Annotated in this window: 15 protein-coding genes and 1 riboswitch; of the genes, 6 read left to right on the plus strand and 9 right to left on the minus strand. The window is 66.5% G+C overall.

What is annotated here, in order from left to right:
- Window positions 1-114: 114 nt before the first annotated feature.
- The 4 genes from VW23_RS07390 to VW23_RS07405 form a co-directional block, all read right to left on the minus strand.
- Window positions 115-918 carry an MBL fold metallo-hydrolase gene (locus tag VW23_RS07390; protein WP_069908939.1) on the minus strand — a complete coding sequence of 268 codons (804 nt, stop codon included), beginning with the start codon at window positions 916-918 and terminating at the stop codon, window positions 115-117.
- 221 nt (window positions 919-1,139) lie between these two features.
- Window positions 1,140-1,754 carry a hypothetical protein gene (locus tag VW23_RS07395; RefSeq protein WP_141728259.1) on the minus strand — a complete coding sequence of 205 codons (615 nt, stop codon included), beginning with the start codon at window positions 1,752-1,754 and terminating at the stop codon, window positions 1,140-1,142.
- Window positions 1,755-1,868: 114 nt separating this feature from the next.
- Window positions 1,869-2,414, minus strand: coding sequence for a 50S ribosomal protein L19 (gene rplS / locus VW23_RS07400; protein WP_069908940.1), 546 nt, complete (start codon window positions 2,412-2,414; stop codon window positions 1,869-1,871).
- A gap of 293 nt (window positions 2,415-2,707) precedes the next feature.
- Complete coding sequence (locus VW23_RS07405) at window positions 2,708-3,292, minus strand: HupE/UreJ family protein (RefSeq protein WP_244513443.1); 585 nt, start codon at window positions 3,290-3,292, stop codon at window positions 2,708-2,710.
- 60 nt (window positions 3,293-3,352) lie between these two features.
- Window positions 3,353-3,553, minus strand: a riboswitch (cobalamin riboswitch).
- A 99-nt stretch (window positions 3,554-3,652) separates the two neighbouring features.
- Between VW23_RS07405 and VW23_RS07410 the strand changes: the two genes are divergently transcribed.
- The 5 genes from VW23_RS07410 to VW23_RS07430 all read left to right on the plus strand — a co-directional run bounded on the left by VW23_RS07410 (window position 3,653) and on the right by VW23_RS07430 (window position 7,394).
- Complete coding sequence (locus tag VW23_RS07410; protein ID WP_069908941.1) at window positions 3,653-4,003, plus strand: hypothetical protein; 351 nt, start codon at window positions 3,653-3,655, stop codon at window positions 4,001-4,003.
- 63 nt (window positions 4,004-4,066) lie between these two features.
- Complete coding sequence (locus VW23_RS07415) at window positions 4,067-4,588, plus strand: YcnI family copper-binding membrane protein (protein WP_069908942.1); 522 nt, start codon at window positions 4,067-4,069, stop codon at window positions 4,586-4,588.
- 48 nt (window positions 4,589-4,636) lie between these two features.
- Window positions 4,637-6,229 (plus strand): copper resistance CopC/CopD family protein, encoded by a 1,593-nt coding sequence (locus VW23_RS07420; RefSeq protein WP_069908943.1) that lies wholly within the window; start codon window positions 4,637-4,639, stop codon window positions 6,227-6,229.
- Window positions 6,230-6,276: 47 nt separating this feature from the next.
- Window positions 6,277-6,792, plus strand: a complete 516-nt coding sequence (locus VW23_RS07425; RefSeq protein ID WP_084645722.1) for a copper chaperone PCu(A)C — start codon at window positions 6,277-6,279, stop codon at window positions 6,790-6,792.
- 2 nt (window positions 6,793-6,794) lie between these two features.
- Window positions 6,795-7,394, plus strand: coding sequence for an SCO family protein (locus VW23_RS07430; protein ID WP_069908945.1), 600 nt, complete (start codon window positions 6,795-6,797; stop codon window positions 7,392-7,394).
- Here the strand turns inward: VW23_RS07430 and trmD are convergent, their stop codons facing one another.
- The 5 genes from trmD to VW23_RS07455 form a co-directional block, all read right to left on the minus strand.
- A complete protein-coding gene (gene trmD / locus VW23_RS07435; RefSeq protein WP_069908946.1) occupies window positions 7,395-8,075 on the minus strand; it encodes a tRNA (guanosine(37)-N1)-methyltransferase TrmD in 681 nt (226 codons plus the stop codon).
- Window positions 8,072-8,608 carry a ribosome maturation factor RimM gene (gene rimM / locus VW23_RS07440; protein WP_244513445.1) on the minus strand — a complete coding sequence of 179 codons (537 nt, stop codon included), beginning with the start codon at window positions 8,606-8,608 and terminating at the stop codon, window positions 8,072-8,074. The genes trmD and rimM overlap by 4 nt, the downstream gene beginning before the upstream one ends.
- 3 nt (window positions 8,609-8,611) lie before the next feature.
- On the minus strand, window positions 8,612-9,004 hold the full coding sequence (gene rpsP, locus VW23_RS07445) for a 30S ribosomal protein S16 (RefSeq protein WP_069908947.1): 393 nt from the start codon (window positions 9,002-9,004) through the stop codon (window positions 8,612-8,614).
- A 35-nt stretch (window positions 9,005-9,039) separates the two neighbouring features.
- The gene (gene ffh, locus VW23_RS07450) at window positions 9,040-10,656 is read right to left on the minus strand and encodes a signal recognition particle protein (RefSeq protein WP_069908948.1); all 1,617 of its coding nucleotides are present in this window, start codon (window positions 10,654-10,656) and stop codon (window positions 9,040-9,042) included.
- 236 nt (window positions 10,657-10,892) lie between these two features.
- A complete protein-coding gene (locus VW23_RS07455; protein WP_176730351.1) occupies window positions 10,893-11,378 on the minus strand; it encodes a class I SAM-dependent methyltransferase in 486 nt (161 codons plus the stop codon).
- A gap of 244 nt (window positions 11,379-11,622) precedes the next feature.
- On the opposite strand from VW23_RS07455, the gene VW23_RS07460 reads away from it, so the two are divergent.
- Window positions 11,623-12,168: a DUF2087 domain-containing protein gene (locus VW23_RS07460; protein WP_069908950.1), complete on the plus strand. Its 546-nt coding sequence runs from the start codon at window positions 11,623-11,625 to the stop codon at window positions 12,166-12,168.
- Window positions 12,169-12,280: the final 112 nt, after the last annotated feature.

A 12,280-nucleotide genomic window follows, 5' to 3' on the forward strand; every position in this document is an offset into this window, starting at 1 on the left:
TAGGGGTAAAAGAGCCAGGGGCCTGCCAAGCCTGGGCCATCCTGAGATTCATCAACCCACTGAAAGACCTCAGGATGGGTCCCGGCCTTCGCCGGGATGACATCGAGTTTGTGGCTAACTAATCGCCTTCACATAGCGCTCTGCCGAAGCCGCTACCCGGGCCTTGGCGTCCTGCGCCATCACCCGGTCCCACCAGGCGGCATAGATCCGGTCATAGGCAAACGGCTCGACTGTCCCGACGATGCGGTTCACCTCGCGCGCCGGCAGCGGGATCAGGTTGGGATAGGAATACATGAAGCTGACCCAGCGCGTGTCCGGCACCACCATGATGGTGTCGCCGGTCATCAGCACGCCCTTGCCGTCCTCGCCTGCCCAATGCAGAACTGTCGAGCCGACAAAGTGCCCGCCGCTACGCCTCAGCGTCACCCCCTGCACCAGCTCCAGCGTCTCGCCGCTCCAGTAGTTCACGCGTTCCGACGGCCGCATCACATATTGCTGGTTGGTCTCGTGAATATGGATCGGCACGCCGCCCAACGCTTCCGACCAGTCGACCATCGAGGAATAGAAATGCGGATGCGAGATCGCCATCGCCCGCACCCCGCCCAGTTCCTTGATCCGGGCCACGGCTTCGTCGGTCACCAGCGGCGTGCAATCCCACAGCACCCCGCCACCCGGCTGCTGGATCAGCAGCATGCGCTGCCCGATGGCGATCGACGGCGTCGCCCCGATCCCCACCAGCCCCGGCTCCTGCTCTTTGAACTCGATCGTGTGCTTGGCTTTCAGCTCCGCCAGCGTCGTCCAGCGTTGCCCGGCGGCGGTCACGTATTGCCGCTCGTCATCGCAGATGGCGCAACGCTCGGGCGGCGCCTCGGACGGCGCATGGCCCACGCCACAGGTGACGCAGATAAAGGATTGCATCGGAAAGTCTCCGGTCGTTGTGGTGCTGCCGGAGTGATTGATAGCGGAGTCGAAGCTGCTTGGGCACCCGACTGATAGAGACGGCCCCCTCCCGGCCTCCCCCATGAAGGGGGAGGTGAAGAGTCGAGGCTCTGTCTGCGATCGTGCCAGGTGAACCGACGGGGCACCTCCCCCTTCATGGGGGAGGATGGAGGGGGCCGTCTCTATCAGTCAGCGCTTGGCTACTGCGCCACCAGCCCCTTCCACACCTCGAGCTCGTCCAGCGTCTCGCCGGCGCCGGCCAGGGCGAACTGATAGATGTCGAAGCTCCCGACCATCACGCCGTAATAGCCCGGCCGCTCGCGCGCCTCGTGCTTGAGCCTGAGGATCAGGTCGCGGTCGCAGGCCGAGAGGTCGGCCCTGAGGTTGGCGTCGCGCGCCTGGCGCACGGCGAAATCGAACGGCTCCCAGCCCCAGATGTCGCATTTCCACGGGTTGCCGGCGTAATCCTTGAACTCGATGCCCCAATAGAGCCCGGCGCCGAGCGGGTGCGGCTCGACATAGTCGTTGAGGAAACTCGCCTTGTGCAGTTGCAGCCCGGCCCGGTCGAACTGGATGGCGATATCGGCGGCGAGCCCGGCCCATTCAGCCCAGCGTTCCGCCTCGCAGGGCATGTGGATGTCGATATCGCGCCACACCATCAGGTCGTAGCCGGCGCTACCGGTGACCACCGCCTCGCCGAAGCGGGCATTGAGCAGTTCGAGCAGGCCCGTTTCCACCAGCACGGTGCGGGCTTCCTCTCGGAGTTCCGCGGCGACGTGCCGCCTCCCTTCCGCGTCCTGAAGAGCTGCGTCCATTCCAATACCCTCTGGAATCAAAAGCCCGGCTCGTGAGCCGGGCTGAACTCTAGTCGCGCTCGTGCCGAAACTGTGGCACGGCGGACACCTTCAACTGATTACTCAGCCCAAGTATTACTCGGCCTTCGTCTCGGTCGCGGCGGCAGCCTCAGCCGCAGCAGCGGCGGCGGCTTCCTCGGCATCCTTCTGAGCCAGTTCCTTGGCCAGCGCCTCGGCGGCGGCCACCTTTTCGGCCTCGCGGGCGTTCTTGGCGTCCAGCGCTGCAACGCGCTCGCCGGCCTCGATCTTCTTGGTACGGGCGCCGACGTTCTCGAAGATACGGGCGGCCTTACCGCGACGGTCGCGCAGGTAATAGAGCTTGGCGCGGCGGACCTTACCGCGCTTGATCACTTCGACGCGGTCGATATTGGGGGACAGCACGGGGAACACACGTTCCACGCCTTCGCCGTACGAAATCTTGCGCACGGTGAAGCTTTCCATGATGCCGGTGCCGGAGCGGGCGATAACCACGCCCTCATAGGCCTGCAGGCGTTCCTTGTCGCCTTCGCGGATCTTCACCCACACCTTGACGGTATCGCCGTGGGTAAATTCCGGATGGGCGCCCTTGGCGAGCAGCTTGTCGTGCTGCTCCTGATTGAGCTGTTCGATGATCTTGGACATCTGATGTTCCGTTCGTCTTTTTCAAAGGAGCGTTTCGCCGGCTTTGCGCCGACCGCCCGGTCTTGGTTGCACGGATTTTTATGCATTATTGGCCGAGCCGAAGCTCAGGCGAGCGGGGCTATAAATGAAGAATGCTTGGGAGTCTAGGGCTCGGGTCCAGGGTTTGCTCGACATCGCCTCAGCCACCGGGTCATTCCCGCGAAAGCGGGAACCTCGGTTGGCGATGCCGGCCCCGAAAACGGAGATCCCCGCTTTCGCGGGGATGACCAGTTTCCGCTAACGCTGCGAGAGGCTTACAGCCAGCCAGCCAGCACGCCGATGCCGCCCAGAGCGAATACGCCACCGGCCACCTGCGCAACGGTCCTGCCGTATTTGCCGACGAGCTTGCTCACCCCCATCGCCGCGCCGATACCGGCCACATGCAGCAGCGCCGTCGCGACGATAAAGCCCGCCGCATACTCGAGGCCCGAGGCGTCGACCGGCATCTCGGCGCCATGCGCGTGGCCGTGGAAGATCGCGAACACCCCGACCAATGCCGAGGCCGCGACGACCGGCATCGGCCGGCCCAGCGCCGCGGCGCCGCCGATCACCACGCTCGAGAGCGCAATACCCAGTTCGACGAACGGCACCTCGATCTGCCCGACACCCAAGAGGAACCCGACCGCCATCATCGCAACGAAGCTCAGCGGCACCAGCCACAGCGCCTTGCCGCCCAGCACGTAGGCGAAAACGCCCACTGCCACCATGGCGAGGATATGGTCGATCCCGCCGACCGGGTGCATGAAGCCGTGCAGGAATCCCGAGGTGTCGCCATGCCCGGTATGGGCAAAGGCCGCCGTCGGGACGGCGATGAGCAGAAGGGCCAGAAGCGCGCGCATAAATATCTCCATCTCGGGACCCGCCGTCCCGTAGCGTTTTTCATGTTCGATGGTCCCGGTTTGGGTCACCACCGGACGGCCGGTCTCCTGGCTCCGGGCACCTCTCACTCCACCTTCCCAGTCGCAAACCAGTGGCACGCTGAGTGAGAGTCAGGCCCGTTACAGTCGCGGGGGCGGCGCCGGCATCGGCCAATGGCCTACCGGCTTCCCGTTTCACGCATGCCCTCCGAAGGGCCGCGCACCGTCGGCCTATCTCTGTCAGGTCTCAACAGCGAGATCAATCGAGCTGCGTCACATTTGCCACGTGACGGGCTGTCTCCAGTTGCGCTACACGCAGCAGGAGTTGGGAGATTTCCGGCTTTGCTGAACCGCCTGCGCCAGATGGGATCGGATACCGCACGCGCGCTGGTCGTGTTGGCGCTGGTTTTCCTCTCGTTTGCGCATGCCCCGGTGGCCAGCGCCGAGAGCGGCGCCCTGCTGACCGCCAGCGTTGCCGCCAGCTACTGCGGCGACATGCCGGACGGCGACGGCAAGGCCCACGCCCCGTGCCACGCCTGCCGGGTCGGCGGCATCGACCTGCCGCCTCCGCCCACCTCGTTCACCGCCCCGCTCGCGGCGTGCGAGATCAGCTATTTCCGCACGGCCAGCGTCCTCGCGGTCAACTCGACCTACATCTCGGCCCGCCCCCGGGCCCCTCCAGCACTGATCTGAGTCCATTCTACTGCCGGCGCGAGCTGGCAGGTTCAGACCACATCGACGCTTCTGGAGATCAAGATGATCCGTCCTATCGCTTGCGCGGCCATGGCTGGCGCCCTGCTGCTGTCCGTCACCCCTGCCTTCGCCCATGTCACGCTGGAAACCGGCGAGGCCCCGGTGGGCTCCACCTACAAAGCGGTGCTGCGCGTGCCGCATGGTTGCGACGGCAACCCCACCACAGCGGTTCGCGTCCGCATCCCCGAGGGTCTGGTCAGCGTCAAGCCGATGCCCAAGGCAGGCTGGGAGCTCAGCACCGTCAAGGCTCCCTACCAGAACGCCTATGAGCTGCACGGCAGCAAGGTCACTGAAGGCGTGACCGAGATCACCTGGTCCGGCGGCAACCTGCCCGATGAATTCTACGACGAGTTCGTCTTCCGCGGCAGCCTGGCCGGCACCCTCGCGGCGGGGACCACCGTCTACTTCCCGGTGATCCAGACCTGCGCCACCGGTGAGGAGGCCTGGATCGAGATCCCGGCCGAGGGCCAGCCCGAGCCCGAACTGCCGGCTCCCGGCCTGAAGCTGCTCGACGCAACCCATTGATCGGCACGGGGCGCCATCTGGCGCCCCGCACCCCATCCGGCCCTGATCATGCGCGCCCTGCACTCGCTTGCCCTGCTGTTGCTTGCGGCTCTGGTCGCCAGCCTGCTGATGCTGTCGGCGGCGCTGGCGCATGCCGGCCTCGTTGCCGCCGATCCGGTCGACGGCAGCGTGCTGCCCGCCGCCCCCAGCACGCTGACGCTGACCTTCACCGAGCCGGTGTCGCCGTTGCTCTTCACCCTCGTCTCGTCCGACGGGGAACGCCGCGACCTCACCGGCGCCAGGTCGGAAAACCTCAACATCCTGCTGCCGCTGCCGCCCGAGCTGCCGCGCGGCACCCATCTGGTCAGCTGGCGCGTCACCTCCGCCGATGGCCACCCGATTGCCGGTGCGCTGGCCTTCTCGATTGGCGAGGTCGGGACCCGCCCGACCCTCATCGCCGGTACCGATCCGCTGCTGGCCGGCAGCATCTGGCTCGCCCGCGCCATGCTCTATGCACTGCTGTTCCTAGGCGTCGGTACCACGCTGTTCGGCCGGCTCGTCGCCCCCCTCCCCCCGACGCTCGATCGGCTGTCGCAGCTCTTCTGCGCGGCCGGCCTGCTGCTGGCGCCGCTGACCCTTGGCCTGCAGGGGCTCGACGCCCTCGATTCCGGCTTCGCCCGGCTGTTCTCGGCTGCGCCCTGGGCTGCGGCACTTTCCACCAGCTACGCCGCGACAGTCGCCGCCGCGCTCGTCGCCTTCCTGGCGTCGCTCCTGTCCCGGCTGAGCCCAGAGGGCCGATCCGGCATAATGCTCGCCCTCCTCGCCACCATCGCTGCCGCCCTGGCGCCGATGCTCAGTGGCCATGCCGGCACCGCCCCGCCGACCTGGCTCAGCAAGCCCGCCGTCTTCGTCCACATCGCCGGCCTGCTCTTCTGGGTCGGAGCGCTGCTGCCGCTCGGCTGGCTGTTGCAGGCCGGCGATGCACCGGCGCTCGTGGCGCTGCAACGCTTCTCGCGGCTGATCCCGCTGGCCATCGTCCCCGTCATCCTCAGCGGCCTCGTCCTGGCGCTGCTGCAACTGGGCCCCCCGGGCCCGGCCTGGCAATCGACCTATGTCGCGCTGCTCTTAACCAAGCTGGCGCTGCTGCTGCCGCTGTTCGGCCTGGCGGTCTGGAACCGGGCTGCCCTCACCCGACCGACGCTGGCCGGCATCGACACCGCGCGGCGCCGGCTGCGCCGCAGTATCGGCATCGAACTGTTGCTGGTGTTGTTGGTGTTCGCCGTCGTCGCCGGCTGGCGCTTTACCCCGCCGCCGCGCGTCATCGCCGAACTCGCCGCCCAGCCGGCTCGCACCCATGTCCACACCGCCGCCGCGATGGCCGACATCACCGTCACTCCCGGCCGCGCCGGTGCATCGACGCTGAGCGTCTGGCTCTCCGACGCTGAGTTCGGACCGCTCGAGCCGAAATCGCTGCGCGTTGCTCTGTTCAATGCCGGTCTCGGCGTCGAACGCCTCACCCGCCCCGCTACCCTCGACGCCGACGGCTTCTGGCGCGTGCCGCTGACGCTGCCGGCGGGTGGCGCCTGGAGCATCGAGCTCGACCTTCGGATCGACGACTTCACGCTGCTGAAGCTCAGCGGCGAAATCGAGCTTGCCCCATGACTACGACCCAACCCGCCGGATCGCCGGCCCACACGAGAGAACCGAAGATGAAGAGATACGCTGTCCGAACCGCCCTCATGGCGCTTGCCTTGCTGGGTGGCGGCCTCGCCGCTGCAACCCAGGCGACCGTCGCCACCGCCGCCGAAGTCACGACGGGAGACCTCGTAATCAGCGGCGGCTTCTCCCGCGCCACGCTTCCCAATGCACCGGTCGGCGGCGGCTATCTCACCATCACCAACAAGGGCGCTGAAGCCGATCGCCTGCTGAGCGCCGCCTCGCCGGTTGCCGGCGTGGTACAGATCCATCAGATGAAGATGGAGGGCGACCTGATGAAGATGAACGAGCTGCCCGACGGCGTCGAAATCCCGGCCGGCGCAACCGTCACCCTGGCGCCGGGCGGCCTCCACATCATGTTCATGCAGCTCACTCAGCCGCTGGTCGAGGGGACAAGGATCCCGCTGACCCTGACGTTCGAGAAAGCCGGCAGCGTCGAGGTGGAGCTCAGTGTCGAGAGCCCGGCCGCCAAGGGTCCGGCCGAAGACCACTCGATGCATGGCGGCTGACCATGAGCGTCATCACCTCGCGCCTCCGCCTCGCGCTCTGGGGCCTGGTCGCGTTGGCGGCAGTGGCGGCAACGCTGCTGTTCGTCGTCACGCGGCCGGCCCCTGAGAGCGGTGGCATCGGCGGCGGCAGCTATGCCCTCGTCGATCAACGCGGCAACCCGGTCGACCAGTCGATGCTGGTCGGCCAACCCTCGCTGCTGTTCTTCGGCTACACCCACTGCCCCGACGTCTGCCCCACTACCATGGGCGAGATGGCGGGCTGGTTCGCCGACCTCGGTGACGAGGCCAAGGCCCTCAAGGCCTTCTTCGTCACGGTCGATCCCGAGCGCGACACCCCCGAAATCCTCGATGGCTATGTCAGCTGGGTGTCCGACCGGGTGACCGGTGTCACCGGCAAGCCCGAGGAGATCGCCAAGATGGTCAAGGCCTGGAAGGTGCTGGGCGAGAAGGTGCCGGGAGAAGGTGCCGACTACACCATGAATCACACCGCCTCGGTGTTCCTCGTCAATGCCCAGGGCGGTTTTGAAGGCACCATCGCCTACCAGGAAGACGCGACCACTGCTCTCGCCAAGATCAGGAAGCTGCTCGGCAAAGCTGCCTGATCACTTCAGCAAATCCGGCCGGCGCGCCCGCGTGAGCTTCTCGCTCTCGGCGCGCCGCCACTTCTCCACCTTGCCGTGGTCACCCGAGGTCAGCACCTCCGGGATCTCGCGCCCCTCGAACAGCTGCGGCCGGGTATATTGCGGGTATTCCAGCAGCCCGTTCTCGAAGCTCTCGTCGGCATGGCTCTCCGCTGCCCCCAGCACTCCGGGGAGCAACCGTACCACCGCTTCGAGCAGCACCATGGCGGCGACTTCGCCGCCGGCCAGCACATAGTCGCCGATCGAGATTTCCTCGAGTTGCCTCGCCTCGATCACCCGCTGGTCGATCCCCTCGAATCGCCCGCAGACGATCACCGCCCCCGGACCTGCCGCGAGCTCATGCACCCGTGCCTGCGTCAGCGGCTTTCCACGCGGCGACATCAGCAGCCGCGGCCGGAGATCGCCTTCCGGCGACACGGCATCGATGGCTTTGGCGAGGATATCCGGTTTCAGCACCATGCCGGCGCCGCCGCCCGACGGGGTATCGTCCACCGTGCGGTGCCGGTCGGTGGCAAAATCCCTGAGCTGCGTGGTCTCGAGGCTCCACCGCCCATCCGCCATGCCGCGGCCGATCACCGAGGCGCCGAGCGGCCCGGGAAACAGTTCCGGAAACAGCGTGATGATGTGAGCCGAAAAGCTCAATCGGGTTCTTCTTCGCCCGGTTCCGCCTCGATCGGCGGATCGATCAGCAGATATCCTTCGGCGACCCGTACCTCCGGCACTACGGCCTTCGAGAACGGGTAGAGATAGGTATCGCCCGAGCGCGGGTCGCGGATTTCGAGCAGATCGCCGGCGCCGAAATTCGGCACCGCCATCACCTCGCCGATCTCCGACCCATCGGCCAGCCGGGCTTTCAGCCCGATCAGGTCGGCATGGTAGAAATCGTCGCCATCGGTATCGGGCAAGAGCGCACGGTCGACATAGAGTTCGACCCCGTTCAGTTTTTCCGCCGCGTTGCGGTCGTTGATCCCCTCGAGCCGCGCCACCAGCACATTGGTGGTGGTGCGCGCCGCGAGGATCTTGATGGTGAGGCCCGGCTTATTGGTCGAAAGCGGGCCATAGGACGCCAGCGCCAGCGGGTCCTCGGTAAAGGACTGGATGCGCACTTCGCCCTTGATCCCATGGGCCGCGCCGATGCGGCCCATGAGGAGCTTGTTGTCGCCCGCTTGCGCCACGGCTTACTCGGACGCGGCTTCTTCGGCGGCCGGAGCCGGGGCGGCGTCAGCGGCGGCCTTGTCGGCGATCGCCTTGGCGTTGGCTTCGGCGCGCTCGGTCGCCTTCTTGCCCGGCACGGCCTTCTGCGGGTTGTTGCGCGCTTCGCGCTTCAACAGGCCCGCGGCGTCGAAGAAGCGTGCCACGCGGTCGGTCGGCTGGGCGCCGACGCTCAGCCAATGCTGCACGCGCTCGGTGACGAGGGTAACGCGCTTATCCTTGTCGGCGAGCTTGGGGTCGTAGTTGCCGATCTTCTCGATGAAGCGGCCGTCACGCGGCGAACGGGCGTCGGCGACGACGACGTGGTAGTAGGGGCGCTTCTTGGTGCCGGCGCGGGCAAGGCGGAGTTTCAGCGACATTCTTCAGTCCTTCGTATGATCAGTCGTTAAGTGGGTTATTTCTTTTTCGGCACGAAGCCGCCGCCGAGGCCGGGAAGGCCAGGGAAGCGCGGCGCGCCGCCAAGCCCGGGAAGCCCCGAGCCGGATTTGAGCAGCTGACCGACATCGGTCGGCAGCTTGTTCTGGGTGAGTTGCTTGGGAGCTTCGACCCCGCTGGGTCCCTGCTGCGGCATCGAGGCCGGGTCGATCCCCATGCGCCGCGCCAGCTGCTCGAGTTCCTTGGGGTCCATGGTCGAGGGGTCGGGCATATTGCCGAGCCCCGGCATCATGCCGCCCATCTTGCCGCCGAACATGCCGGCGAGCGAGCCCATGCCGCCCTTACTGACCTTCTTCATCATGTCCGCCATCTGGCGGTGCTGCTTCATCAGCTTGTTGACGTCTTCGACCTTGGTGCCCGAGCCGTTGGCGATGCGGATGCGCCGCTTCGCGTTCAGCAGGTCCGGGTTCGCCCGCTCCGCCTTGGTCATCGAATTGATGACGGCGATCTGCCGGTCGAACACCTTCTCATCGACATTGGCGCCCGCCATCGCCTTCTTCATCTGGTTCATGCCGGGCATCATGTTCATGAGCGAGCCCATGCCGCCCATCTTCTTCATCTGCAGCAACTGATTGCGCAGATCCTCGAGGTCGAAGACGCCCTTCTTGAGCTTCTTGGCCATCTTGGCCGCGTCTTCGGCCGTGACGTTCTGCGCCGCCTTCTCGACCAGGCTGACGATGTCGCCCATCCCGAGGATGCGGTCGGCGATGCGCGAGGGATGGAAATCCTCGAGCGCATCCAGCTTTTCGCCGGTACCGATCAGCTTGATCGGCTTGCCGGTGGCGGCACGCATCGACAGCGCCGCGCCGCCGCGGCCATCGCCGTCGACACGGGTCAAAACGATACCCGTGATATCGACACGCGCATCGAACGAGCGCGCCAGATTCACCGCGTCCTGGCCGGTCAGCGAGTCGGCGACGAGCAGGATTTCATGCGGATCGGTCGCGGCCTTCACCGCCGCCGTCTCTTCCATCAGCTCTTCGTCGATATGGGTGCGACCCGCCGTATCGAGGATCAGCACGTCATAGCCGCCGAGCTTGCCCTCGCGCTGGGCGCGTTTGGCGATATCGACCGGCTTCTCGTTCAGCTGGATCGGCAGCGTATCGACGCCGATCTGCTCGCCGAGCACGCGCAGCTGCTCTTTCGCCGCCGGACGGCGATCGTCGAGCGAGGCCATCAGGACTTTCTTGCCCTGCCGCTCTTTCATGCGCTTGGCGAGCTTGGCCGACAGCGTGGTCTTGCCGGCGCCCTGCAGGCCGACCATCAGCATGGTCATCGGCGGGGTGGTCGAGAAGTCGATCGGCACCTGCGTCTCGCCGAGCACCTTGACCAGCTCGTCGTGGACGATCTTGACCACCTGCTGGCCCGGCGTCACCGAGCGGGTGACCTCGGCGCCGACGGCGCGCTCGCGCACCTGCTCGACAAAGGCCTTCACCACCTCGAGGGAAACGTCGGCCTCGAGCAGCGCCCGGCGCACTTCGCGCAGCGCCGCATCCACGTCGCTCTCATTGAGTGCGCCGCGGCCCCGAAGGCCCTCGAAGATTTTCCCAAGCCGGTCGCTAAGGCTTTCGAACATTTTGGTTCCTTTGGTTCCGCAGCATCCCTGCCTCGGACCCGGAGATGGGTAGTCCTGGTCGTTACTGCCATCCGAGGATGGCAACATCCGCGCAAACGCCAAACCCACCCGAGGGCGCATCGCGCTGTCGGGTGTTAGCCTCCGGGATCTCTTTATACCTTTGCGGGTCCCGGTCGGCAGTCAGGCGTTTGAACCTGATGAAGTGCGGCGGTCGATAGAGGGGAAATGCGGCCGAGTCAAGGAACGCGCTCGGCCCGCACCGCCACCATCGCCTGCCCCAGCTCGGTATCGACCCGGAAGCCGGCGCCGGCCAAAGCCGCCGCAGCCGCCATGGCGAAGCGATCGGCGGTGCGGATCGTCGGCGCTTCGAGCACCAGCACCACCCGACCGCCCGGCTTGATCACGTCGCTGAACTTCTTCGCCCAACCGCGATCCGCATGGCGCGGGAAATCGACGTTCACTGCCAAAGCGGCATCGAACGCCCCGAGATCGAGGGTTTCGAAATCACTCTCGAAGGCGGTCAGCCGCCCGCCCCGCTCGTTCCGCTTGATGCACGCCGTGACCATCTTAGCCGAACGGTCGACCGCGACGACGTTTGCGCCGGCTGCCAGCACCAATCCGGTAGCGATCCCGTGCCCGCAACCAATCTCCAGCACGGCTTCGCCAGCCTTGGGAGCCAGCAGCTCCACGGCCCATCTATGGCGCAACGCAACTTCGGCCAAGCGACTCCCCCCTCTCGCAACGCTCAGAACTAGCCCGCCCGAAGGTGACCTGAACATGGCCGTTGCCGGCTTTCCCCAGCGGCGCTACATCTTGGCCGGGTCTGCAGTTCACCCAGGCGTCGCCGCCCCATCCGGGGAGCTAAACCTGCTTCATCCCCGTGAGATGCACTTATCCCCGTGCCACCTCGCAAGCCGGCGACCGCGACTCTCCCCTGGGAGATCGGCACGACGAGGATGAGTTGTGATGACCAGAACTGCTGTCCCCCTGCGGGTGGATGACCTTTCCCCCTTCGCCAAGACGCTCCGCCAGGCGCTGACCCGGCACGAGGGCGTGCCGACCCATGTCGAACTCCTGAACCTCATCGCCAAGGCGGCAGGGTTCGCCAACTACCAGCACCTGCGCGCCGATGCCGGCACCGCCGGCCGCCTTGCCGCGGCCGCCGAGCCCGCGCCACCGGCCGACCTAACCCAGGTCGAAAAGGCGGCGCGCTATTTCGACGCCGAGGGCGTGCTGATCAGCTGGCCGGCGCGGCTCAACCTCCAGACCCTCAGCCAATGGGTGTTCTGGTCGCGCATTCCGCCCGAAGCGGTGTTTTCCGAGCGCGAGATCAGCGAGCTGATCCGCCACTGGCACGATTTTAGCGACCACGCCCTGATCCGCCGCGCCATGGTCGATGCGAAAATGCTCGAACGCACCGTCGATGGCCGCGAATACCGCCGGATCGAACGCGCCCCGCCCCCGGAACTGAAACCGCTGCTGGCGCATCTGGCGGCAAGAGCAGCGGCTTAACGATTTAGGCCCGAACCGGTGCGCACAGAGCACCCCCACCCCTGTCCCCTCCCCGCAAGGGGGAGGGAGACGCTGACAGCATACACCGAAGGTCGTTGGGCGAAGACTAGCG

It is taken from the genome of Devosia insulae DS-56 (genome assembly GCF_000970465.2).
Lineage (GTDB): Bacteria > Pseudomonadota > Alphaproteobacteria > Rhizobiales > Devosiaceae > Devosia_A > Devosia_A insulae.